We start from the raw sequence: 19,992 nt of genomic DNA, 5'->3' as shown, positions 1-19,992 counted from the left end.
CCCCGATACTGGGCGTATCGGGGCGAGCCCGACAACGCAGCGAGCGTGCGTGCCAGACGTCGCCAGGCAGGCGGGACTTTCGAAACACGCCCTAGATGCGGCGCGGGGTTCGCCTGCAGGGTAGCGCCCGGTTCGCGGGACCGGAGTTCACGGCCTGCGAGGCTGGCTGAAGCGCAGCATGTTGCCGGCCGGGTCGCGGAAGGCACAGTCGCGGACGCCGTACGGCTGGTCGATCGGCTCCTGCAGCACCTCGCCACCCGCGGCGCGGATGCGCTCGAAGGTGGCGTCGCAGTCGTCGGTCCCGAAAATAACACCGCGCAGCATGCCCTTCGCCAACAGTTCCGCCATGGCTTTCTTGTCGGCGGGCGAGGCGTTCGGGTCCGCGAGCGGCGGCTCGAGGACGATCTCCACGTCCGGCTGCGACGGCGCGCCGACGGTCACCCAGCGCATCCCCTCGAACCCGACGTCGTTGTGCACCTCCAGGCCGAGAACGTCCTGGTAGAAGGCGAGTGCCTTGTCGTGGTCGTCGACGGCGATGAAGCACTGTGAAAGCTTGATGTCCATGCGTTTCACGCTACGGACGGGGTGCAGGTTTCGCTTCTCCATTCCTGACCGGTCGCATGGGGATCTTGGCGACACAGGCCGGGATGGCGGCGACCTCGCCTCGCCGTGGAGCTCGGCGGTCCCTCGTCCGCGTGTTCCGCGGCGGGAGCGGACGGGCGGAATGCCGCGCACCAGCGGCTCGAAGGCCTGGCTGTCGTGGAGATTGACGCCGGAGACCTGTGCCCAGGCGCGGCCCGTGGTCGCCACGACGATGATCGCGGCACGGTGTTGGCCCGACGTTCCCCTTCTGGATCCGAGCGCGGATGGTCTCGGCTTCGATTGACCGCGTGGCGAACACCGTACGTGCCCACCACGGCAGCCCGTGCACAAGCAGCCCGGCGGGGGCGTGCAGGCGGGCGATGCAGAGCACCGCCCGGTGATCGCCTGCCTCCTGGCCGGGAATCAGCGGAGGAAGCCTTCGTAATCGTGCTGCTGGAGCTGGCTGTTGATCTGCTTTACCGTTTCCAGACCCACGCCCACGATGATGAGGATGCTTGTTCCGCTGAGGCTGCTGGCACCGCCATAACTCGCAAAGGCAACTGTTGGTACCAGCGCGATCACCCCCAGGTAAAGAGCTCCCGGCCATGTCATCCGGTTGAGGACATAGCCCAGATACCGGGCGGTGGGTCGGCCGGCTCGGATTCCTGGGATGAAGCCGCCGTATTTCGTCATGTTATCCGCGACTTCCTCGGGGTTGAACGTGATCGACACGTAAAAAAATGCGAAGAAGACTGTCAGCAGGAAATAGGTGATTACGTAGTAGGGGTCGTCGCCCTTGACGAAGTTGCCCTCGATCCACGCCTTCCACCCCGAGGTAGAACTGGAGAACTGTGCAATGAGCTGTGGAATGTACAGCAGCGACGATGCGAAAATGACCGGAACTACACCCGCCTGGTTGACTTTTAGTGGGATGTATGTGGATGCGTGACCGTAGGATTTTCGGCCGATGACCCGCTTTGTGTACTGCACCGGGATACGGCGCTGGGCCTGCTCGACGAAGACGACCAAGCCCACCATGACGAATCCGACGGCAACGACGCTGCCGAAGTTGATCCAGCCACCGGCGATCTTGCCGTTCTGTTTGATGGCCCACAGTGTGCCGGGCAAAGTGGCTGCGGTCGAGACGAATACCAGGATCGACATGCCGTTGCCTACACCGCGGTCCGTGATCAGCTCGCCGAGCCACATCACGCAGGCTGTCCCTGCGGTAATCGTGAGCACCATAGTGGCGGTGATGAAGATCGACTTGTCCGGCACGATGTCCGAGGCGACTGGACAGCCGCTGAACAGGGCGCCGCTCCGGGCGGTTGCGACCAGGCCCGTGCCCTGCAGTACGGCGAGTGCGACCGTGAGGTAGCGGGTGTACTGGGTGATCTTCGCCTGCCCCGCCGAGCCCTCTCTTTTGAGCGCCTCCAACTTCGGGATGACGACGGTCAGCAATTGAAGAATGATGCTGGCTGTGATGTACGGAAGAATACCGAGCGCGAACACTGCGATATGGAGCAGTGCCCCGCCGCTGAACAGGTTCAACAGACCGAGTAGACGGCTGTTGGCGGCCTGTGCCGCATTGACGCAGGTCTGGACGTTCCCATAGTTCACCCCGGGAATCGGGACGTGCGCCCCGAAGCGGTACAGGAGGATCATGCCGAGCGTGAAGAGCAACTTGTTGCGCAGTTCGGGTGTCCGGAGAACGCGGACGATCGCGGTGGGCAAAGTGCCTCCTTCGCCTCTGCGCCGGCGAGTCAGAGATGACGGTGTTGAGCGATGGCCGCATCACCGACTTGCGACCGGGGAAAGCCTCGCCGGAATGGCAGATGGCTGCGTCAGTGCGAAGCGTGCCACGATCACAAACTCGGCACCACTTGAGTCGAACTCGACTTGCGTAAGCCAGTGACAGCATCAAAGGCCCATGGGGTAGCAGCCGGAGGTTGCACATCACATCGCGCAACTCGAGGGTTCCGTCAGGGCAACGATGTGGGCTCCCGGCACCGCTCCGTAATCTGCGCGCAGGCGCAGGCGCCGGACCGGACGATGGGCGGCTGAGACCTCACGTGCGTCGTGTCAGGAGGGTCTGACGGTTCCGGCCACGGCGCGATCACCACGGAGCTGAACCCGGTCGACGGGCTCCTTCGTGATGAGCGACGGCGTGGTCCGTTGCCCTCAACGATCGACTGATCCCTCTTCGCCCGGAACTCGTGCGAATGGCTCGTAGGTTTTGGTACGAACGGCTGACACGCTGCGGTTCAGCGGTGAGGCGAGGCGGCCACTCCAGGCGGCGCGATCAAAAACCGTCGACTTCGACGACCGATTCGGCGAAGTCTTTCGGGGCTTCCTGCGGCACGTTGTGGCCGATGCCCTTCAGGGTCCGGTGGGCGTACGGGCCGGTGAAGTGGCTGCGATAACTGGCGCCACCCCCGGGAGGAGTGAAGGGATCCAACTCGCCGTCAAGGGTGATCGTGGGCAGCGAGATGGCGGGGTTCTGGGCAAGTCGTTCTTCGAGACGGTCGTTTCGGGGGTCGCCCTTGGCCAGGCCAAGCCGCCAGCGATAGTTGTGGATCACGATCGGGACCCAATCCGGATTATCGAAGGCCGCCGCAGTGCGTTCGAACGTTGTGTCATCGAAATGCCACGTCGGGGAGACGTTCCGCCAGATCAGTTTCGCGAAATCATGCGTGTACTTCGCAAGACCGAGCCGGCCCCTTTCTGTGGCGAAATAGTACTGGTACCACCACGCCCACTCGGCCTTCGGCGGCAGCGGCTTCTTGTTGCTTTCGCGGTTGGTGATCAGATAGCCGCTCACCGAGACCAGCGCCTTGCAGCGTTCGGGCCAGAGCGCCGCGACGATGTCAGCCGTCCGTGAACCCCAGTCGAAGCCGGCGAGGATCGCCTTGCTGATCTTCAGTGCATCCATCAGCGCGATGAGGTCGAGAGCGAACACCGACTGCTGAGCATTCAGAAACGTCTTGCTCGAGAGGAAGCGGGTCGTGCCATGGCCGCGCAGATACGGGACGATCACCCGGTAGCCTCGCGCGGCCAGCAAAGGCGCCACGTCGACATAACTGTGAATGTCGTAGGGCCAGCCGTGCAGGAGGATGACCACGGGACCCTTGGCGGGGCCGGCCTCGGCGTATCCAATGTTCAGGACGCCGGCATTGATCTGCTTCAGTGAATCGAAGGACGTGTTCCCCGGCTTGCCCATGAGGTGTGCCATCGGCTCTTCCCGGCCGGGTGCCGAGGCCGATGTAGCCGTGAGCGCCGACAGCGATGCTCCGGCTGTCCCTGCAGCGAGAATCTTGGAAAATGTCCGCCTGTCGATGATCGTCACCTCCCTGAAGGCTTTTATACGCTCATGCATGACAAGCGAACCGCAAAAACGGATGTGGCGGGTGAATCATTTTTCGGGATCCGCGCGTTGACGTCATGTGTCCTCGAACCCGTCGACCAATGAGGTTTCGTCGCCCGGAAGGTGTGGGCGGCGACGAGGTCGAAGTCGGCCGCACCATCGACGGCGCCGAGGGTCCCCCGCGTGACCGGGTGCTCATCGTCGGCGAACTGACCGCCGGCCGCCAGGTCCTGACTCTTGTCGAGCGGGTCTCCCACGTGGCGAGGTCGTCACGCCGGCTCTGCCGACGAACGTGCCCGCTCAATACTCGCCCCCACGCTCTCCTCCAGTTCAGCCATCGTCCTGAAGAACGCGGCCGACAGATCCACGTCATGCAGGCGTGCCAAGATCAGTACAGACCATAAGCAGTCAGACAATTCATGCTCCAAGGCCCGCTGCCAGTCCGGGATCTGCCGTGCACCCGCCCGTACCTGGAAGCCGGCGTCCAGCGGGTTCCGCGCGATGGTCGTCCCCATGACGCCGGTGCCCCCCGGGCGAGTCGCCAGCCTTCGTCAATGGCCCGCCGGCCTGCCTCAAGGAGTTCAGGCCGCTGCTGCGGGTGGGCTGGGCTGTTTCCGGAAGTCATTAGTCTGCCCGTCGGCCGTCCGGGGGAGCTCTCCGGGGTGGCCGACGGTCTGCGATCCGGTCGCCGGGAAGCCGCCGTGCCGCTGGCCTCACAGTGACAGCGCACGGGCACGGTCGACGCCGCCGTACGCGATCCAAACCCCTTACTTCGCACCGCACTATCCAGTGGCGCGAGCAGGGATGTCGCATATATTCCGTTTTATGGGCGGTGCTGCGGCTGGCGGTTCTTCAGGCGCTGGTTGGGAACCGCCGTCTACGGTCGTGCCCTGCCGGGCCGGCCGGCACACGGAATCCGATCGCGGCAAGAGCGTACGCCTTGCCACCTGGCTGCTGACTGAGGGGAACGAACGATGGCTGACGAGACGTTCGCGACCCTGGAGGAAGGATGGAGTGGCGAAGGGTGTCCGGCGAGTGCGTTTGCCCGGCGGTCGTTTCTTCACGGTGCCGCCGCGGGCCTGGCCGGAGCGGCGGGCGGGGTCGCCTTGGGCAGCGGTGCGGCGCGCGCCGACACGGTGGCTGTTCCCAAGATGGGACCGACATCTCGTGTGATTCCCTTCCACGGCTATCACCAGGCGGGCATCGCTACTCTGCCCCAGCAGGTCGCGATTCTCGTCTCGTTCGACGTGACCGCCTCCAACCGGGAAAAACTCACCGACCTGTTCCGCACGCTGACCTCGCGAGCCCGTTTCCTCACGGCGGGCGGCAGACCACCGAAGGCGGCCCCGACCGCACCGCCGACGGACAACGGCATCCTGGGATCCACGGTCGTGGCGGATGGTCTCACCCTGACCGTCGGAGTGGGCGCATCCCTCTTCGACGACCGCTACGGACTCAGCGCGCGCAAGCCGGTCCAGCTCGTCAAGATGACACCCTTCCGCCATGACGACCTGGACCCCACGCTGAGCCAGGGAGACCTGCTGATCCAGATCTGCGCCGATCACCGCGACACGACGGTGCACGCACTGATCGACATCCTGACCCACACCAAGTCCGCGATGAAGCTGCGCTGGCGTATCGACGGCCAGCGCAATCCGGAGCGTCCGGTCGGTGTCCCGCGCGACTGGTTCGGCTTCAAGAACGGCATCTCCAACCCGTCCGTCTCCGACGACGCCCAGATGAATCAGGTGGTCTGGGTCCAGCGGAAGGGCGCCGAACCGGCCTGGGCCGCGGGTGGCACGTACCACGTGGTGCGTATCGTGCATTTCGCTGTCGAGGCGTGGCAGAAGGTGCCCGTTGCCAAACAAGAGCGGATTTTCGGCCGCCGTAAGGCAAGTGGCGCCCCCATGTACGCAGTGGGCGAGAACGCCCCGGATCTTCTCGACCCCATCTACACCAACGACCCGCTGGGCCTGATCACCCCGCTGAACTCCCACATCCGCCTGGCCAACCCCCAGACTCCGCAGACCGCGGCGACCAGCACCATCCTGCGTCGCAGTTATGACTACGACCGGAGCCCCAACCTGCCGGAACTCGACATGGGGCACGCGTTCGTCTGCTTCCAGCAAGAACTCGACACCTACATCGCCATGCAGACCCGGCTGGAAGGCGAAGCACTGGTGCCGTACATCAGCCCACGGGGCGGGGGCTACTTCTTCGCGCTTCCGGGCGTCCAGGACGAGAAGGACCACTACGCCCGCCGGCTCCTGGCCTGATCCAACCCCGTTGCCGGGCAGCCGGCGGCGGGACGCCGACCGGTCCCGGACCGAACCATCGCAATGCGCACAGGAGGCGAGATGTTCTCTGCCCTGCGGACCCGAGCCGGCAGCGGCCGCCGGCAACCCGGCAGGATGCTCCGGCCGGCACTCGCCGCGGGCATGGGGATCCTGTTGATCTCCTGTACGCCCAGCCCTTCGGCCAAAAGGGAATCGGGTCCTGCGCCGATTGCGCCGATTGCGCCGACTGCGCCCGCTGTCGACGCCAGTGGCCGCGTATATGTCACGAACCAGCAGGACAACACACTCTCGGTGATCGACGCCCGTACCTACAAGGTCGTCGCAACCGTGCCGGCCGGCGCGGCGCCGGAAGGCGTCGCGGTCACCAAGGACGGCAAGCACGTGTACATCGCCAACAGCGGCTCTGCCCGGGTCTCGGTCCTCGACACCCGGAACAACAAGATCGTCACAACCGTGCCGGTCGGGAAGAGCCCCACCGGTGTCGGCCTCAGCCCCGATGGCAAATCCCTCTATGTCACCAACGGCAAGTCCAACACCGTCTCGGTGATCAACACCCGAACCAGCCGGGTGGCCGCGACCATCCGGGTCGGAAAATCGCCGGTGAACGTGGCGTTCAGTCCAGACGGTGGCAGTGCCTATGTGGCGAACGCCGGGTCGGGCAACTTGTCGGTGATCGACACCCGCACCCGCCGGGTTGCCCGGCAACTTCCCGCGGGGCGCTACCCGGTGGGCGTCGCCCTCACGCCGGACGGCGAGTCGGCCTACGTCGCCGACGAAGTGGGACAGCAGGTCCTTGCCGTCGCAACCCGTACCGGCAAGGCGACTGCCGTGTCCGTCGGCGAGGGCCCCTTCGACGTGGCCATCGGGCCCGACGGCCGCTTCGCCTACTCCGCCGACCTCGGCCCGGGCAACGTATCCGTGATCGACACCGGCAGCCATCGCGTCGCGGCGACCATTGCCCTGGGCCCTCCAGGAACCGACCCGTTCAACCTGGAAGTCACCAGCCGCGCTGTCTACGTCACGAACCAGGGAGCGGGCACCCTCACGGTCATCGACCCGACATCCCGCAAGGTCGTCGCCACGGTCACCGTCGGCGCCAGCCCCTACGGCGTGGCAGTGAGCTGAACCCGCGACGCGACCGGCACGACCCAAGGGAGACGGGCCGACGTGCCGTCGGCAGTGGTCCGTGGCGGGGTCAGAAGAAGCCGCCGTCGGCCTCGATGGTGCGGCCAGTGATGTAGGAGGCGTCGTCGGAGACCAGGAAGGCTGTCACGGCGGCGATCTCCTCAGGACGGGCCAGGCGGCCGAGGGCGCAGTGCATCTTCTCCCACTCCGGCAGCGGTACGTCGAGCAACGGGTGCCGGTAGTGGACGGCGTTGGCGGCGGCCATGGCGGTGGCGGTACCGCCCGGGGCGATGGCGTTGATGGTGATCCCGCGCTGTCCCAGTTCGGCGGCCAGGTTGAGCACCATGCTGTTGACCGCTCCCTTACTCGCCGCGTACAGCGTGTGGTGGAAGACCGAGCGGGTGGCGCTGACTGACGAGGTGAGCACGATCCGGCCGCCCGGGCGGAGGTGACGGGCCGCCTGCTGGGCGGCGAAGAGCTGCCCCTTGGTGTTGACGGCGAACACCCGGTCGAAGTCCTCGGGGGTGATTTCCTCCAAGGGGGCGAAGTGCTCGATCCCCGCGTTGCTCACCAGGATGTCGAGCCTGCCGTAGGTCTCGACGGCCTGTTCGACCAGACGCTTGGTCTCAGCAAGGTCGGTCACGTCCGCCCGGATCGCGACCGCCTGGCCGCCGCGTTCCTCCAGCTCCGTGACCAGCCGATCGGCATCGGCCGCGCTGCTGCGGAAGTTGACCGCCACAGTGGCACCGTCCTCGGCCAGCCGTAGGGCGACGGCCCTGCCGATGCCTCGGCCCGCCCCGGTGACCAGGGCGACCTTCCCGCTGAGTTTCGTCATGCTCCGCCATTCCATCCGGCAACCGGGCCCTTCGGAGGGGGCACTCCGACAACCATGGCAGCGCGCCGGCGAACCTGCCTCTCCACATTGCCGCACGGGTGGCGGACCGTCACTGCTTTCGATCACATTCTCCCTGCCCGTGGCCGCGGCCGTGGGCGACCACGGCTACGCCGGTCAGGGCTGGCCGGAGTCGCTGTAGCGTCCTCCGGTGGACTGGTTCCAAACCCGCCGGTTCACCACGTCGCAGATGTCGTCGATGTGCGCCTGCAGTGGCCAGGAGATGCGCTTCCAGTCGCCGATGACGTACGTCATGTTGGAGGGACCTTCGGCGGGTGTGGTCAGGTAGGTGGGCGCCACTTGCTTGAAGTAGGCCTCGACCGCCGGGGGGAGCTTGTCCGCGTTGTCGGTCAGCAGCAGCGGGGAGTGGAAGCCGAGGTGGGACAGGGGTGCCGAGCGCCGACGACGGCCAGAGGTCACTCTTGGTGTGAGGCTCCAGGGTGAGCCGCACGTCACGGAGAAGGACTGAGGGATATGCAGGCAATGTGGCACGCACTGTCGATCACCGGGTCCATGACGTGGGAGATCACCTGGGCCCTGATCCTCGGCTTCGCTCTGTCCGCCGTTGTCCAGGCCGTGGTCCGCAAGTCCACCGTCGTGCGGATGCTGGGCGACGACCGCCCGCGGACCCTGGCCATCGCCGCCGGCCTGGGCGCTGCCTCCTCCTCCTGCTCCTACGCCGCCGTGGCCCTGGCCCGCTCTCTGTTCCGCCGGGGCGCCAACTTCACCGCCGCGATGGCCTTCGAGATCGCCTCGACCAACCTGGTGGTCGAACTCGGGGTGATTCTGGCGCTGCTCATGGGCTGGCAGTTCACCGCCGCGGAATTCGTCGGCGGCCCCATCATGATCATTCTCCTTGCGGTGCTGTTCCGGCTGTTCCTGCGCGACAGACGGCTGCGCGACGCACGCGAACAGGCCGACCGCGGTCTGGCGGGATCCATGGAGGGGCACGCGGCAATGGACATGTCCGTCCAGCGCGAAGGCTCCTTCGGGCGGCGGCTGCTGTCTCGTCAGGGTTTCACCGCGGTCGCGCACGTCTTCGTCATGGAGTGGGCGGCGATCCTGCGCGACCTGGTCATCGGGCTGCTCATCGCCGGCGCCATGGCCGCCTGGGTGCCTGACTCCTTCTGGCGCACCTTCTTCTTCGACGGCCACCCCTTGGCGTCCAAGCTGTGGGGGCCGCTGATCGGCCCGCTGGTGGCCATCGCCTCGTTCGTCTGTTCCATCGGTAACGTGCCACTGGCCGTCGTGCTGTGGAAGGGCGGCATCAGCTTCGGCGGCGTCGTCGCGTTCGTCTTCGCCGACCTGTTGATCCTGCCGATCCTCAACATCTACCGGAAGTACTACGGCGCGAAGATGACCCTCCTCCTGCTCGGCACCTTCTACGCGGCCATGGCCACCGCCGGATACATCGTCGAGTTGGCCTTCAGTGGCCTTGGCCTCATCCCCGACCGCGCCGACGCCACAATCCCCATGAACGGCGTCACCTGGAACTACACCACCTGGCTCAACTTCGCATTCCTCCTACTGGCTGCCGCGCTCCTGGTGAGGTTCTTCCGTACCGGTGGCCTACGCATGCTCCGCATGATGGGCGGCTCACCCGACACCGGCCACGACCACACCGGCCACCGTGACGGCCAAACCGCCATGCAGCACGGACACGACACCGGGCACCCACACGGCAACCACCACTGACGGCCTCCTCCGCGGAAGGGAGCCCACTCCCTGTCGCGGGGGAGGCCGTAATCCCCGGCCACTGGCCTACGCCACCGCCCGCACCCGTTCACGGCGGCGATGTTTCGCCCGCCAGGTTCGCCGGCCGGAGGCCGGGCCGAGGCGGCCCGTGGTCCGGCGGTGTGCCGCACCACGGTCAGCGAGGGTGGCCTCGTCCCCCGTGCGCCGCACCTCCGCCCCGAGGTCGTCGGCGTCCGACCGCCGGCGAGGCATGCCGGGGCTCTCGTGAGCGAACGGGAGAGCGCGGGAAGCGACTGGCCGTACTCTCGCTATGCCGTGGCGGAGATGCACTACATGATGATCCGTTGGGGCACGGCCACCACGCAGGCCGACTGCCCGGCCTGAGTGACAGATCCGGACCGTGGCCGAGGTTGACCCTCGACCTTGTCGAGGGCTCAGAGTTCCGGGTGTGGAGAACGAGATGCGCAGCATTGGGGAGATGGCACGGGACGGCGGACTGAGCGTGAGTGCGCTTCGGTTCTACGACCGGGCCGGTGTGCTGGTCCCCGCCTGGGTCGACCCGGTCAGCGGCTACCGCTGGTACGAGCCCGAGCAGCTGGAGGAGTCCCGGTTGCTGGCCCGGCTGCGCAGGGCAGGCATGCCCCTGGCCGACATCCGGCTCGTCCTGGCCGCCTGGTCCGGCATGGACACGGTTCTGGTGCGCGGTTTGCTTCAGGCGCACCTGCGCCGTCTCGAACTGGGGCTGTCCGATGCCCGCCGTGAGTTCTCCACGCTCCGAGCTCTACTCGACCACAGGGAGAACCCCATGACTTCGCCTCGCACCGCCACCGCCCGCCTGTCCGTTCCCGCGCCGGAGCTGGCCGCCGCGCTGGACGCGGTCCGTTTCGCGGCCGGTACCGACGCGGAACTGCCGATGCTCGGCGGGATCCTGTTCGATATCGAGGGTGAAGGACTCCACCTCGTGGCCACCGACCGGTACCGGATGGCCGTCGCGCAGGCCCGTACGACAGGGCACGGCGGCTCTCGCGTGCAGGCAATCGTGCCTCTTCCGCTCGCCGACGCGATGCGGGCGCTGCTGAACGGCGAGGAGTCCGTCCAGCTGGCAGTGGACGGTGACCGCGTGACGCTGGAGACCGGCGATCGACAGACGGCCGGGCAGAGCCTCGGCCACGACTTCCCCGACTACCGTCGCCTCGTCCACCTCCCGGCCGGCCACCGGGCCCACGTCGATACGGCGGCCTTCCGTGAGGCGCTGGAGACCGGTCCCGTCCGCGCCAGCGAGACGCGCAAGCACGACGGCGAGCCCCACGAGCTCAGCGTGCTCAGGGTGACGGAGAACGGGACCGTGATCCTGTGCGACGACGGTGACGACGACCAGAACAACGTCGCAGTCAACCGCGAGTTCCTGCTGCATGCGCTCGCCGCCGGAGCCCGGGACGAACTGGTCCTGGAGCTCGGCGCTCCCACGGCCCCCCTCGCGATCCGCCGCCCCGACGACGAGGACAGTTTCTCGATGCTGATGCCGGTCCGCCTGGAGAACTGACTTCCGCACAAGCCGGGTTGGTCCTTGTCTCCGTCCGCCTGTCTCGGTCTCGCGCCGGTGTCACGGCACCTCGTGCCGTACGAGTGCCCGTTCTGCCGACGCCGGTGCTGCCGGGGCCGGGGGTCGGTCGGCCTGCTACGCCTCACGTGCCAGGTCGGCGGCCGCCTCCGGGACATGTCCATCGGTGAGAATCTCCGCCCAGACCGTCTTCGTGTACGCGTCGCGGACCGTGTATCCCCAGCGGTCCGCGTACTCCTGGACGAGGAGCAGTCCGCGGCCCGACGTCTCGTCGGCGGGCTGCGGCGACACGAGCGGTGGCAGGACCAGATCATGCCCGCCGCGCGGGGTTTCCATCCCGGCAAGAACGGCCCGTTCGTGGTCGTGGAGTCGCACGCGCACCAACACCTCGGGTACTTCGAGTCCCAGGGCGGGGGGTGCGTCGTCTCGGAGACTGCCGAGGTCAGTGCCTTCGCTTTGCGATATGGCAAGCTGCGATCGCAGGCCTTGAATGTCGAGGAGTCTGCGCGACTCATCGAACGGATGGCGGGAGAGGCATGAGCGTGGAGCAGATGGCCGAGAACGTGGACGGGCTGCGCTGGTTCAAGAGCAGCTACAGCGGCTCGGACGGCGGCGACTGCGTGGAGTTGGCAGTCGGCCTGGACGCTGTGTACGTACGTGACTCGAAGCTCGCGGGTGCCGGGCCGCTGCTGCGGGTCGGTCAGGACGAGTGGACGGCGTTCGTGGCGCTCGCGGTGGAGTAAGGGCTTGCAGAGAATCAACACGCCTTCTTGATCTCCACGGATGCTTGATCGGCTTCCTGGGCAAGGAAGTTGCTCAGGTCCGTCGGTGAGGGGAAGCGGGCGGTTGCCGGTGTGATGGTGTATCCGTGCTGGTCAAGGGCTGGTTGGACGTCTCGGACGGCGTCGCTCGCGGTGCGCGAGCAGGCGCCTGGTCACGACGGCTGAAGTGGGCAGTGCTGGCCCGTACGACGAGTTCCGGCTCCACCGACGCCGGTACGGTCGCCCCACTTGGGTCGGTGATATGCCGTAGCAGGTGCGCCACCGCGAGGGCTCCCATATGGGTGAACGGTTGTGCGACGGTGGTCAGCGGCGGGCTGCAGTACGCGGCCAGGTCGATGTCGTCCATGCTGACCAGGGAGATGTCCTCGGGTACCGGTCTGCCGAGTTCTCCCAGCGCGCGGACCACGCCGAAGGCCACCTCGTCGCTGGCCACGAAGACCGCGGTCGCGTCGGGGATGCGGCCGAGGATGAGTCCGTTGCGGTAGCCGGAGGCGGGCGACCAGTCGCCTTCCAGCGGGGGAGGCACGGTCCTGCCTGCCGCTTCCAGCGTTGCGCGCCAGCCGTCGCGCCTGCTCGCGGCCTCCAGCCACTGCTCGGGGCCGGCGATGTGCCAGACGGTGTCGTGGCCGAGGTCCAGCAGATGCTGGGTCGCCAGGCGAGCCGCGAGGGCCTGATCGACGGCGACGACCGCGGTCGCGTCGGTGCGCGATCCGTCGATCGTGATCGTGGGCGTGGAACGGGTGAGCTGCTCGATTCGCGGACTGCTGTGGATGAGCGGCACCGAGAGGATGACGCCTTCGACGCCCTGGTCGGCAAGCCGGGACAGCGCGGCTTCGATCGCGGAGGTGTCCAGGGACGTGGTCGTGGCCGTGCTGACTGTGTACCCGGCGGCCTGGGCCGCGTTCTCGATGCCGGAGATGACGGCGGCCCGCGAGTAGAAGGCCGTCTGGAGAGTGACCACTCCGATGGTGCGGCTGCGGCCCGAGGACAGCATGCGCGCCGCGTTGTTGCGGCGGTAGCCGAGTTGGTCCACTGCGGCCAGCACCTTGGCGCGGGTGTGCTCCTGCACGTTGGGGTGTCCCGAGAGCACCCGCGACACCGTCTGCGCCGACACTCCGGCGACCCGGGCCACGTCCGCCATGCCCGGCGGACGTGATCCGGCGCTGAGACCCTGCTTCGCCATGGGTTCCTTCCCTGATGCGGCCCGCCGATGATAGCGCCTCCCATGGTTTTTGAACTGGGGCCTGCCAAGCCGGAATCCATCTCTGCATCACCTGTTGGCATCGATAACATTCTCTGCCATAGTTCCGGCGGTCGAAGTGTTCCGGCCCTGGGCTCGGCAGCGCGTCGGCCAATCCAGTGGTCCCCGTCGAAGCCTCCTGGTTGCTCTGCCGCAGTACACAGGAGGAGCTGTGAAGAGGACTGTCGTTCGCGCTGCGGGTGCCGTCGGCGCGCTCGCACTCGTGCGGACCGCCGCCGGATGCTCCGGGTCGGGCAAGGGGGCGGCGGCCTCCGGTACGTCATCGATCACATTCTGGGGCCGTCCCCCGGGTACCGGGACGCGGTCAAGGCGTTCAATGCGGCGCATCCGGACACCAAGGTCACCTACGAGGCGGTGCAGCCTGGCGTCAAGGGCGGCTACCGGAAGATGCCGAACGCGGTGAAGGCGGGCGCCGCACCCTGTCTGGCGCAGGTCGGGTACGAGACGCTGCCGAGCTTCGCCGCCCAGGGAGCCCTGGAGAACGTGGCCGAGTTCGCCTCCGTGGACCAGGGTGCCTTCCAGGAGGTGGCCTGGAAGGCGGTGACTCCGGGCGAGAACGTCTACAGCGCCCCCGTGGTCACCGGGCCGATGGCCCTGTTCCACAACAAGAAGGTCTTCGACTCCCTCGGGCTGAAGGCGCCCAACACCTGGGCCGCGTACCGGACCGGGGTCGAGATGATCCACGCCTCAGTGTGACCTTTGCGGCGACTTGCTTTCACCAGTCATCGCCGGACAACGAATCAGAGGAGCGGAATCGTGATCGAAAACATAGGTGGTGTGAGACGCCGGGGCGTGCTTGCCGCAGGCTTGGCCGGTGTGGGCGCCGCGTTGGTGCCTGCCGGACGGGCCGGCGCCGAGCCGGCCGGTGCGGCGGCCTCAGCCCTCGAGAAGTCCGCCGAGGGCGGGCGCCGAGTGCTGAACTTCAACACCAACTGGGCATTCTGGCGTGAAGATGCCCCAGATGCTCACCAGCCCGGATTCGACGACTCGGCGTGGGCCGCGGTATCGGTGCCGCACACGATGCGACTGGAGCGCAAACGGCCCTCGGTGTACGACGCCTTCGCGGGAATCGGCTGGTACCGGCGGTACTTCCGGGTCGGTCCGCAGGACCGGGGGCGTCGGCTGACCGTGGTGTTCGACGGTGTTCAGACCAACAGCGTCGTCTACCTGAACGGGGAGAAGCTCGCCGAGCACCACGGCGGCTATATGGGCTTCGTCGTGGACATCACCGACAAGGTCCGCCACGACCGCGACAACGTCCTCGCGGTCCGCGTGTCGAACCTCGACGACCCGCTCACCCCTCCCGGCAAGCCGCGGAACCAGCTGGGATTCCTCACCTACGGCGGTATCTACCGCAACGTCACGCTCCGGGTGACGGACCCGGTCCACATCTCCGACCCGGTGGAGGAGGACCTGGTCGCCGGGGGCGGCGTCTTCGTCTCCTACCCGCAGGCGAGTGCGACCAGAGCAACGGCTCAGGTCAAGACGCACGTGGTGAACCGGACGTCCGCCGCCGCCCAGGTCAGACTGACCACGGTCCTGTACGACGCGCAGGGCACAGCGGTCGCGCGGGCCAAGGCCACCGCGTCGATCCCGGGCAATGCGGGCCACGCGTTCGCACAGACGCTCAGTGTGACGCGGCCGAACCTGTGGCATCCCGACTCCCCCTACCTGTACAGGCTGGTCAGTCAGGTCTTCGTCGACAACCGCCTGGTCGACACGGTGACCACACCAACCGGAATGCGGCGGATCGAGTACAAGGCGGACGGGTTTCACCTCAACGGCGAGCGGATCTACCTCCGCGGCGCCAACTGCCACCAGAACTACGCCTACGTGGGTGACGCCGCGCCGGCGTCGATGAAGTACCGCGAGGCGCTGCGGCTGAAGCTCGGTGGGTTCAACGCCGTACGGGCGGCGCACTACCCGCATGACCCGGCCTTCCTCGATGCCTGTGACGAGCTGGGCCTCCTCGTCGTGGCCTGTCAGCCGGGCTGGCAGAACTGGAACGGCGACCAGACCTTTGTCAGCCGCACCTACCGTGACATCGCCACGATGATCCGGCGGGACCGCAACCGGCCCTCGCTGATCCTGTGGGAGACCTCGCTGAACGAGACCGGGTACCCGCAATGGTGGGCGAAGGAAGCCAACACCGTCGCTCATGCGGAGATGCCGGGCGACCAGATGTTCACCTCGGCGGACTACGGCACCTGGGGCAGTGAGTACGGCGTCAACTACAAGGTCGTCAACACCGACGGCTCGGATCCCGCGCCGGCCAAGCCGTTCCTCACTCGTGAGTGGGGCGACTGGGAGGACCCCACCCGGTCCGGCCGGGACGACGGCGAGAGCGCGCTGGTCAGCCAGGTCGTCACGCGTCAGGGCTACCTCGACGGCACCGGCTACTGGGACTGGGGCGGGCTGGACGCCAACAGCCGGGTCGGCGGCTACTTCCTGTGGGTCTTCGAGGACTACGGCACCAATGACGTCTACCAGAAGTCCGGCGCGGTCGACATCGACCGGTACCCCAAGTACTGCTACCACTGGCTCAAGGCCATGCAGCCGGCCACCAACCCGAACCACGGCGGCCCGATGGTGTTCATCGCCAGCTCCTACACGGCTTCCTCCAGCCTGCAGGTGATGGTCTTCAGCAACACCGACAGCGTCCGGCTGTACCAGAACGGCCGTCTCATCGGGGAAAAGACCCGGACGGAGAACGCCACGACCGCGCCGCACGTAGCAGCCAAGGGCGGCAGCCCTTACTACACGTTCACCCTGCCGTCGTTTGCCGCTGGAGAGCTCAAAGCCGAGGGCTACCTGGGCGGCACGCTCGCCGCGACCCACCTGGTCAACACCCCCGGCGCCGCCAACCACCTGGAGATCGTCGCCGACGACGCGGGCGGACAGGCCGTACTGACCGACCTGCTGGCCTCCGCATTGGGCAACAACTCGGCACAAGGGAAGAAGGCCGCGCAGAAGCTGCTGGATCAGATGGAGCCCGGCGGAGTGGAATCGCTCATCGACCGGGCCGGCAAGGCCGGCGGTCGCGCGCTGTCGGCCGAGGATGCCGAGGTGCTGCGCGGCTACGCCCGGTTGCTCGAACGCATCCAACCCGTCGCCGACGGTTCGGACCTGATCCCGGTGTTCGTCAAGGTCGTCGACGCCCACGGCACGCTGGTCGCCGACTCCTCCGCCTCCCTCACTCTCGAGGTGACCGGAGCCGGCACCCTGGTGGGCGACAACATCCCGCGCATCGCAGTGCAGACCCAGAAGGCCCAGGCCGGCATCGGCTACGCCTTGATCGCCACCAATACCTCCAGCGGCCCCGTCACCCTCACCGCGACCGCGACCGGACTGAAGAGCGGCGAGTACGCCGTGCAGACCGCGCCCTACACCGGTTCTCACGTCGCCGACGGCACTCACCCCGCATGGAAGAACATCTCCACGCTGGAGAACCAGGGTGCCCAGAACCTGGCCTTGTTCAAGCCGGCGACCGCCTCCACCTCGCAGTCCGGTAACTGGCCCGACAACGCGGTGGACAACGAAGGGCACACCAAGTGGGTCGGGGACGGCCCCGCCTCGGCCTGGTGGCAGGTCGATCTCGGCACATCGGCCGACATCGAGCAGTTCCAGATCGTCTGGGAGACCGACCAGACCAGCTACAAGTACCAGATCCTGACCTCTGACGACGCCGGCACGTGGACCACGGTCGTCAACGCGGAGGACAACACCGCCAAGGTCGCCACCGCCATCCACCCGGTGCAGACCAAGGCGCGTTACGTACGCGTCAACATCCTCTCTGCCGGCACCTGGTGGCCGTCCATCCGTGAGTTCCGCGCGGTACCGCCGGGTGGCAGCGGCGGCGTCCCCCCGGCCGATCCCGGCCCGAAGATCGCCCGCGACCGGATCAAGACGGTCACCGCGTCCAGTTACGCCGCCGGCTTCGAACCCGCCAAAGCCTTTGACGGGGACATCACCTTCGGCACCGGGTGGAGCGCCTCCTCCCCGGCAGTTCCCCAGACACTGACCGCGGAGCTGGACGCCGCCCACAACCTCGACGGGGTGCGCATCCACTGGGGCAAGGACAGCAGCTGGTACACCTTCGACCTGCAGACCTCCACTGACGGAGCCACTTGGAATACGGTGTTCTCCGGCTTGACCCGAAGCGGCCAGTACACCCTTCCCGAGGTTTTCACCGCAACGAACGTGAGCCAGATCCGTGTGGTCGTCACCCAGGTCAGCGGCGGGGGCGCCCAGACCATCGCCGGCGTCGCCGAGGTGATCCTCTACGGCACACCGGCATAAAGGCGCTCACGCAAGGTCCTCGTTCATGTCGACCTCACCTGTCGGCCGCGACGTCGGAGACCATCTCCTCGTCGGCGGGCACGTCAAGCAGTTCCTACGGCCGCCGCCACGGCCGGGGAGCCTCGCAGGACTGACCGGGGCACGGAAAGCGACCAGTTGCTCGGCCTCCCCGGCCGCGTTCCTGGTCCGCAGGTGCACGCCGAGGCGGTACCGCATGGGAGGCCCACGTCGGCGCGGACGCCTGCGGCGAGGGCAAGAGAGATGTCGAGCCACCCAGGGGGGCGGACCCCGCGCGAGTGCGGGGTCCGGCTGGGCAAGGACGGACCAGCTCCCGTGGGAACGCTGGTCGTCCTGACTGCCGGGCCGGCGGTGTCGCTCCTGCCTGCTCGGCGCGACGGCGCGGGCCTGCGTGGTGAACCGGGCGCGTACCTGCTGCGTAGGCCACGGGCTGCTGGACGAGGACGGGTTACTGCATCTCACCTCGGCCGACGCAGAGCCCGACAACGTCGCCTGATTTCCCGTCATCCGCAACAGCGGTACGTGCGTGAATGCGTCCTCGCTTGATCTTCCTAGGGGCCCTAGATTATACCTAGGGCCCCTAGGAACTTGAGGAGGGCGCATGGCGCGAGCCGGGCTGACAACGGAGCGGGTGACGATAGCGGGCGCCGAGTTGGCGGACGAGCTCGGGCTCGACCAGGTGACCATGTCACAGCTGGCTCGGCGGCTCGGGGTGAAGGATGCGAGCCTCTACACGCACGTCCGCGGTCTGGAGGATCTGCGCGGACGGATCGCGCTGCTGGCGGCGGACGAGAAGACCATCCGCATCGCGGAGGTCACCGCCGGGCGGGCGGGCAAGGACGCGCTGGTCGCGTTCGCGAACGCCTGGCGGGAATACGCCCACAAGCACCCGGGCCGCTACATGGCCACCCAGATCCCGATCCAGATCGACCCCGAGCTGGCCGCGAAAGCGCCCGGACCACGGCGCGCGGTCGAGCTGACCTACGGCATGCTGCGCGGCTACGGACTGGCCGAGCCCGATCTGACCGACGCGGTCCGGTTGTTGCGCAGCACGTTCCACGGGTTCGTCGCCCTGGAGGCCGCGGGTGGGTTCGCGCACCAGCGTTCGCCACAGCACTCCTGGGTCCGCGCCCTCGACGCCCTGCACGTCCTCCTGGAGCACTGGCCCCCGTCCCGAGAAGGAGACTCCCCATGAGCGCCCCGACCATCGGCAGCCTGCGCGTGAACGGCGCGACCCTGCACTACGAAGTGCGCGGCCAGGGCCCGCTCCTGCTACTGATCCCCGGAGGGACGGGCGGCGCGGCCGCCTTCGGCCAGATCGCCGACGATCTGGCCGCCGAGTACACCGTCGCGGCCTACGACCCGCGCGGCATGTCCCAGAGCACGCTGGACGACCCCGAGGCCGAGCAGCGGGTGGCCGAGCACGCCGACGACGCGCTCCGCATGCTGGAGCTGCTGTCGCCCGGCGAGCCCGCCCGGGTGTTCGGCGCCAGCTCGGGCGCGATCGCCGCCGTGCACCTGCTCACCGCCCATCCCGAACGCGTCGAACGCGTCGTGGCGCACGAGCCGCCGCTCGTGGAGATCCTGCCGGACGCCGCCGAACATCGCGCGCTCATCGCGCGCGTGCGGGAGACGTTCCAGACGCAGGGGCTCATGCCGGCGATGGCCGTGTTCGCCGCAGGCCTGAAGAAGGACGGCGACACCACCGAGCCGGAGGCCGAGATCAAGCTCCCGCCGCAGGCAGCGGCACGGGCCGAGCGGACGATGGCCAACCTGCCGTACTTCGTCGGACGCATCGTGCCCGCCTTCATGTCCTACGCCCCGGACATCCACCGGCTGGAGGCGCTGTCGGACCGGCTCGTGCTCGCCTGCGGTCAGGACTCACGCGGCGAGCTGCCCTACCGTCCGGCCGCTCTCCTGGCCGAGCGCCTCGGTACGGAACTCCTGCACTTCCCCGGCGGGCACACCGGCTCGACCACGCATCCCGCCGAGTTCGGCGAACTCCTTCGAAAGGCCTTCCGCGCCTAGGGCGTGTTTCGAAAGTCCCGCCTGCCTGGCGGCGTCTGGCACGCACGCTCGCTGCGTTGTCGGGCTCGCCCCGATACGCCCAGTATCG

18 protein-coding genes and 2 pseudogenes are annotated in these 19,992 nt (G+C 67.6%); 10 read left to right on the top strand and 10 right to left on the bottom strand.

Annotated elements, in window-relative coordinates; all coding sequences use genetic code 11:
- Nucleotides 1–147: 147 nt before the first annotated feature.
- The 6 genes and pseudogenes from AB0915_RS31865 to AB0915_RS31840 all read right to left on the bottom strand — a co-directional run bounded on the left by AB0915_RS31865 (nt 148) and on the right by AB0915_RS31840 (nt 4,461).
- Complete coding sequence (locus tag AB0915_RS31865) at nt 148–564, bottom strand: VOC family protein (protein ID WP_366694384.1); 417 nt, start codon at nt 562–564, stop codon at nt 148–150.
- A 10-nt stretch (nt 565–574) separates the two neighbouring features.
- Nucleotides 575–661, bottom strand: a pseudogene (locus AB0915_RS31860) (AraC family transcriptional regulator); the annotation flags it as partial.
- Nucleotides 662–663: 2 nt separating this feature from the next.
- Nucleotides 664–780: pseudogene (locus tag AB0915_RS31855) on the bottom strand (IS5/IS1182 family transposase); the annotation flags it as partial.
- A 225-nt stretch (nt 781–1,005) separates the two neighbouring features.
- Nucleotides 1,006–2,316: a preprotein translocase subunit SecY gene (secY, locus tag AB0915_RS31850; RefSeq protein WP_366694382.1), complete on the bottom strand. Its 1,311-nt coding sequence runs from the start codon at nt 2,314–2,316 to the stop codon at nt 1,006–1,008.
- 568 nt (nt 2,317–2,884) lie between these two features.
- The gene (locus AB0915_RS31845; RefSeq protein ID WP_366694383.1) at nt 2,885–3,922 is read right to left on the bottom strand and encodes an alpha/beta hydrolase; all 1,038 of its coding nucleotides are present in this window, start codon (nt 3,920–3,922) and stop codon (nt 2,885–2,887) included.
- A 293-nt stretch (nt 3,923–4,215) separates the two neighbouring features.
- Nucleotides 4,216–4,461 (bottom strand): hypothetical protein, encoded by a 246-nt coding sequence (locus AB0915_RS31840; RefSeq protein ID WP_366694381.1) that lies wholly within the window; start codon nt 4,459–4,461, stop codon nt 4,216–4,218.
- Nucleotides 4,462–5,097: 636 nt separating this feature from the next.
- Between AB0915_RS31840 and AB0915_RS31835 the strand changes: the two genes are divergently transcribed.
- The gene (locus AB0915_RS31835) at nt 5,098–6,222 is read left to right on the top strand and encodes a Dyp-type peroxidase (protein ID WP_366694380.1); all 1,125 of its coding nucleotides are present in this window, start codon (nt 5,098–5,100) and stop codon (nt 6,220–6,222) included.
- Nucleotides 6,223–6,285: 63 nt separating this feature from the next.
- A complete protein-coding gene (locus AB0915_RS31830; RefSeq protein WP_366694379.1) occupies nt 6,286–7,368 on the top strand; it encodes a beta-propeller fold lactonase family protein in 1,083 nt (360 codons plus the stop codon).
- A gap of 70 nt (nt 7,369–7,438) precedes the next feature.
- Here AB0915_RS31830 and AB0915_RS31825 read toward each other — a convergent pair whose 3' ends face one another.
- The gene (locus AB0915_RS31825) at nt 7,439–8,203 is read right to left on the bottom strand and encodes a glucose 1-dehydrogenase (RefSeq protein ID WP_366694378.1); all 765 of its coding nucleotides are present in this window, start codon (nt 8,201–8,203) and stop codon (nt 7,439–7,441) included.
- Nucleotides 8,204–8,377: 174 nt separating this feature from the next.
- Nucleotides 8,378–8,680 (bottom strand): hypothetical protein, encoded by a 303-nt coding sequence (locus tag AB0915_RS31820; protein ID WP_366694377.1) that lies wholly within the window; start codon nt 8,678–8,680, stop codon nt 8,378–8,380.
- Between the two features lie 54 nt (nt 8,681–8,734).
- On the opposite strand from AB0915_RS31820, the gene AB0915_RS31815 reads away from it, so the two are divergent.
- Together AB0915_RS31815 and AB0915_RS31810 are read left to right on the top strand one after the other, a co-directional pair.
- Nucleotides 8,735–9,955: a permease gene (locus AB0915_RS31815; RefSeq protein WP_366694376.1), complete on the top strand. Its 1,221-nt coding sequence runs from the start codon at nt 8,735–8,737 to the stop codon at nt 9,953–9,955.
- Nucleotides 9,956–10,415: 460 nt separating this feature from the next.
- Nucleotides 10,416–11,498, top strand: coding sequence for a MerR family transcriptional regulator (locus AB0915_RS31810; protein ID WP_366694375.1), 1,083 nt, complete (start codon nt 10,416–10,418; stop codon nt 11,496–11,498).
- Nucleotides 11,499–11,633: 135 nt separating this feature from the next.
- Here AB0915_RS31810 and AB0915_RS31805 read toward each other — a convergent pair whose 3' ends face one another.
- Nucleotides 11,634–11,891, bottom strand: coding sequence for a hypothetical protein (locus AB0915_RS31805; RefSeq protein WP_366694385.1), 258 nt, complete (start codon nt 11,889–11,891; stop codon nt 11,634–11,636).
- On the opposite strand from AB0915_RS31805, the gene AB0915_RS31800 reads away from it, so the two are divergent.
- Nucleotides 11,829–12,056 carry a Scr1 family TA system antitoxin-like transcriptional regulator gene (locus tag AB0915_RS31800; RefSeq protein WP_366694374.1) on the top strand — a complete coding sequence of 76 codons (228 nt, stop codon included), beginning with the start codon at nt 11,829–11,831 and terminating at the stop codon, nt 12,054–12,056. The two genes, AB0915_RS31805 and AB0915_RS31800, sit on opposite strands and share 63 nt — an antisense overlap.
- Nucleotides 12,053–12,259, top strand: coding sequence for a DUF397 domain-containing protein (locus AB0915_RS31795; protein WP_366694373.1), 207 nt, complete (start codon nt 12,053–12,055; stop codon nt 12,257–12,259). The genes AB0915_RS31800 and AB0915_RS31795 overlap by 4 nt, the downstream gene beginning before the upstream one ends.
- 73 nt (nt 12,260–12,332) lie before the next feature.
- On the opposite strand, the gene AB0915_RS31790 is transcribed toward AB0915_RS31795, so the two are convergent.
- The gene (locus AB0915_RS31790) at nt 12,333–13,481 is read right to left on the bottom strand and encodes a LacI family DNA-binding transcriptional regulator (protein ID WP_366694372.1); all 1,149 of its coding nucleotides are present in this window, start codon (nt 13,479–13,481) and stop codon (nt 12,333–12,335) included.
- 297 nt (nt 13,482–13,778) lie between these two features.
- Here AB0915_RS31790 and AB0915_RS31785 point away from each other — a divergent pair, with 297 nt between their 5' ends.
- The 4 genes from AB0915_RS31785 (at nt 13,779) to AB0915_RS31770 (ending at nt 19,904) form a co-directional block, all read left to right on the top strand.
- Nucleotides 13,779–14,255 (top strand): extracellular solute-binding protein, encoded by a 477-nt coding sequence (locus tag AB0915_RS31785; protein ID WP_366694371.1) that lies wholly within the window; start codon nt 13,779–13,781, stop codon nt 14,253–14,255.
- A 60-nt stretch (nt 14,256–14,315) separates the two neighbouring features.
- On the top strand, nt 14,316–17,858 hold the full coding sequence (locus AB0915_RS31780) for a discoidin domain-containing protein (protein ID WP_366694370.1): 3,543 nt from the start codon (nt 14,316–14,318) through the stop codon (nt 17,856–17,858).
- Nucleotides 17,859–18,477: 619 nt separating this feature from the next.
- Nucleotides 18,478–19,071: a WHG domain-containing protein gene (locus AB0915_RS31775; protein ID WP_366694369.1), complete on the top strand. Its 594-nt coding sequence runs from the start codon at nt 18,478–18,480 to the stop codon at nt 19,069–19,071.
- Nucleotides 19,068–19,904, top strand: a complete 837-nt coding sequence (locus AB0915_RS31770) for an alpha/beta hydrolase (RefSeq protein WP_366694368.1) — start codon at nt 19,068–19,070, stop codon at nt 19,902–19,904. The genes AB0915_RS31775 and AB0915_RS31770 overlap by 4 nt, the downstream gene beginning before the upstream one ends.
- The last annotated feature ends 88 nt before the right edge of the window (nt 19,905–19,992 follow it).

It is taken from the genome of Streptomyces sp. NPDC048411, from assembly GCF_040704695.1.
Taxonomy (GTDB): domain Bacteria; phylum Actinomycetota; class Actinomycetes; order Streptomycetales; family Streptomycetaceae; genus Streptomyces.
This window is presented reverse-complemented; position numbering and strand designations above follow the sequence as displayed.

Coding starts and splice junctions, on each gene's coding strand:
- AB0915_RS31800 (WP_366694374.1), top strand. CDS start 11,829: ATGCCCGCCGCGCGGGGTTTCCATCCCGGCAAGAACGGCCCGTTCGTG.
- AB0915_RS31795 (WP_366694373.1), top strand. CDS start 12,053: ATGAGCGTGGAGCAGATGGCCGAGAACGTGGACGGGCTGCGCTGGTTC.
- AB0915_RS31840 (WP_366694381.1), bottom strand. CDS start 4,461: ATGGGGACGACCATCGCGCGGAACCCGCTGGACGCCGGCTTCCAGGTA.
- AB0915_RS31790 (WP_366694372.1), bottom strand. CDS start 13,481: ATGGCGAAGCAGGGTCTCAGCGCCGGATCACGTCCGCCGGGCATGGCG.
- AB0915_RS31825 (WP_366694378.1), bottom strand. CDS start 8,203: ATGACGAAACTCAGCGGGAAGGTCGCCCTGGTCACCGGGGCGGGCCGA.
- AB0915_RS31785 (WP_366694371.1), top strand. CDS start 13,779: ATGCTCCGGGTCGGGCAAGGGGGCGGCGGCCTCCGGTACGTCATCGAT.
- AB0915_RS31865 (WP_366694384.1), bottom strand. CDS start 564: ATGGACATCAAGCTTTCACAGTGCTTCATCGCCGTCGACGACCACGAC.
- AB0915_RS31835 (WP_366694380.1), top strand. CDS start 5,098: ATGGGACCGACATCTCGTGTGATTCCCTTCCACGGCTATCACCAGGCG.
- AB0915_RS31830 (WP_366694379.1), top strand. CDS start 6,286: ATGCGCACAGGAGGCGAGATGTTCTCTGCCCTGCGGACCCGAGCCGGC.
- AB0915_RS31810 (WP_366694375.1), top strand. CDS start 10,416: ATGCGCAGCATTGGGGAGATGGCACGGGACGGCGGACTGAGCGTGAGT.
- AB0915_RS31815 (WP_366694376.1), top strand. CDS start 8,735: ATGCAGGCAATGTGGCACGCACTGTCGATCACCGGGTCCATGACGTGG.
- AB0915_RS31770 (WP_366694368.1), top strand. CDS start 19,068: ATGAGCGCCCCGACCATCGGCAGCCTGCGCGTGAACGGCGCGACCCTG.
- AB0915_RS31775 (WP_366694369.1), top strand. CDS start 18,478: ATGGCGCGAGCCGGGCTGACAACGGAGCGGGTGACGATAGCGGGCGCC.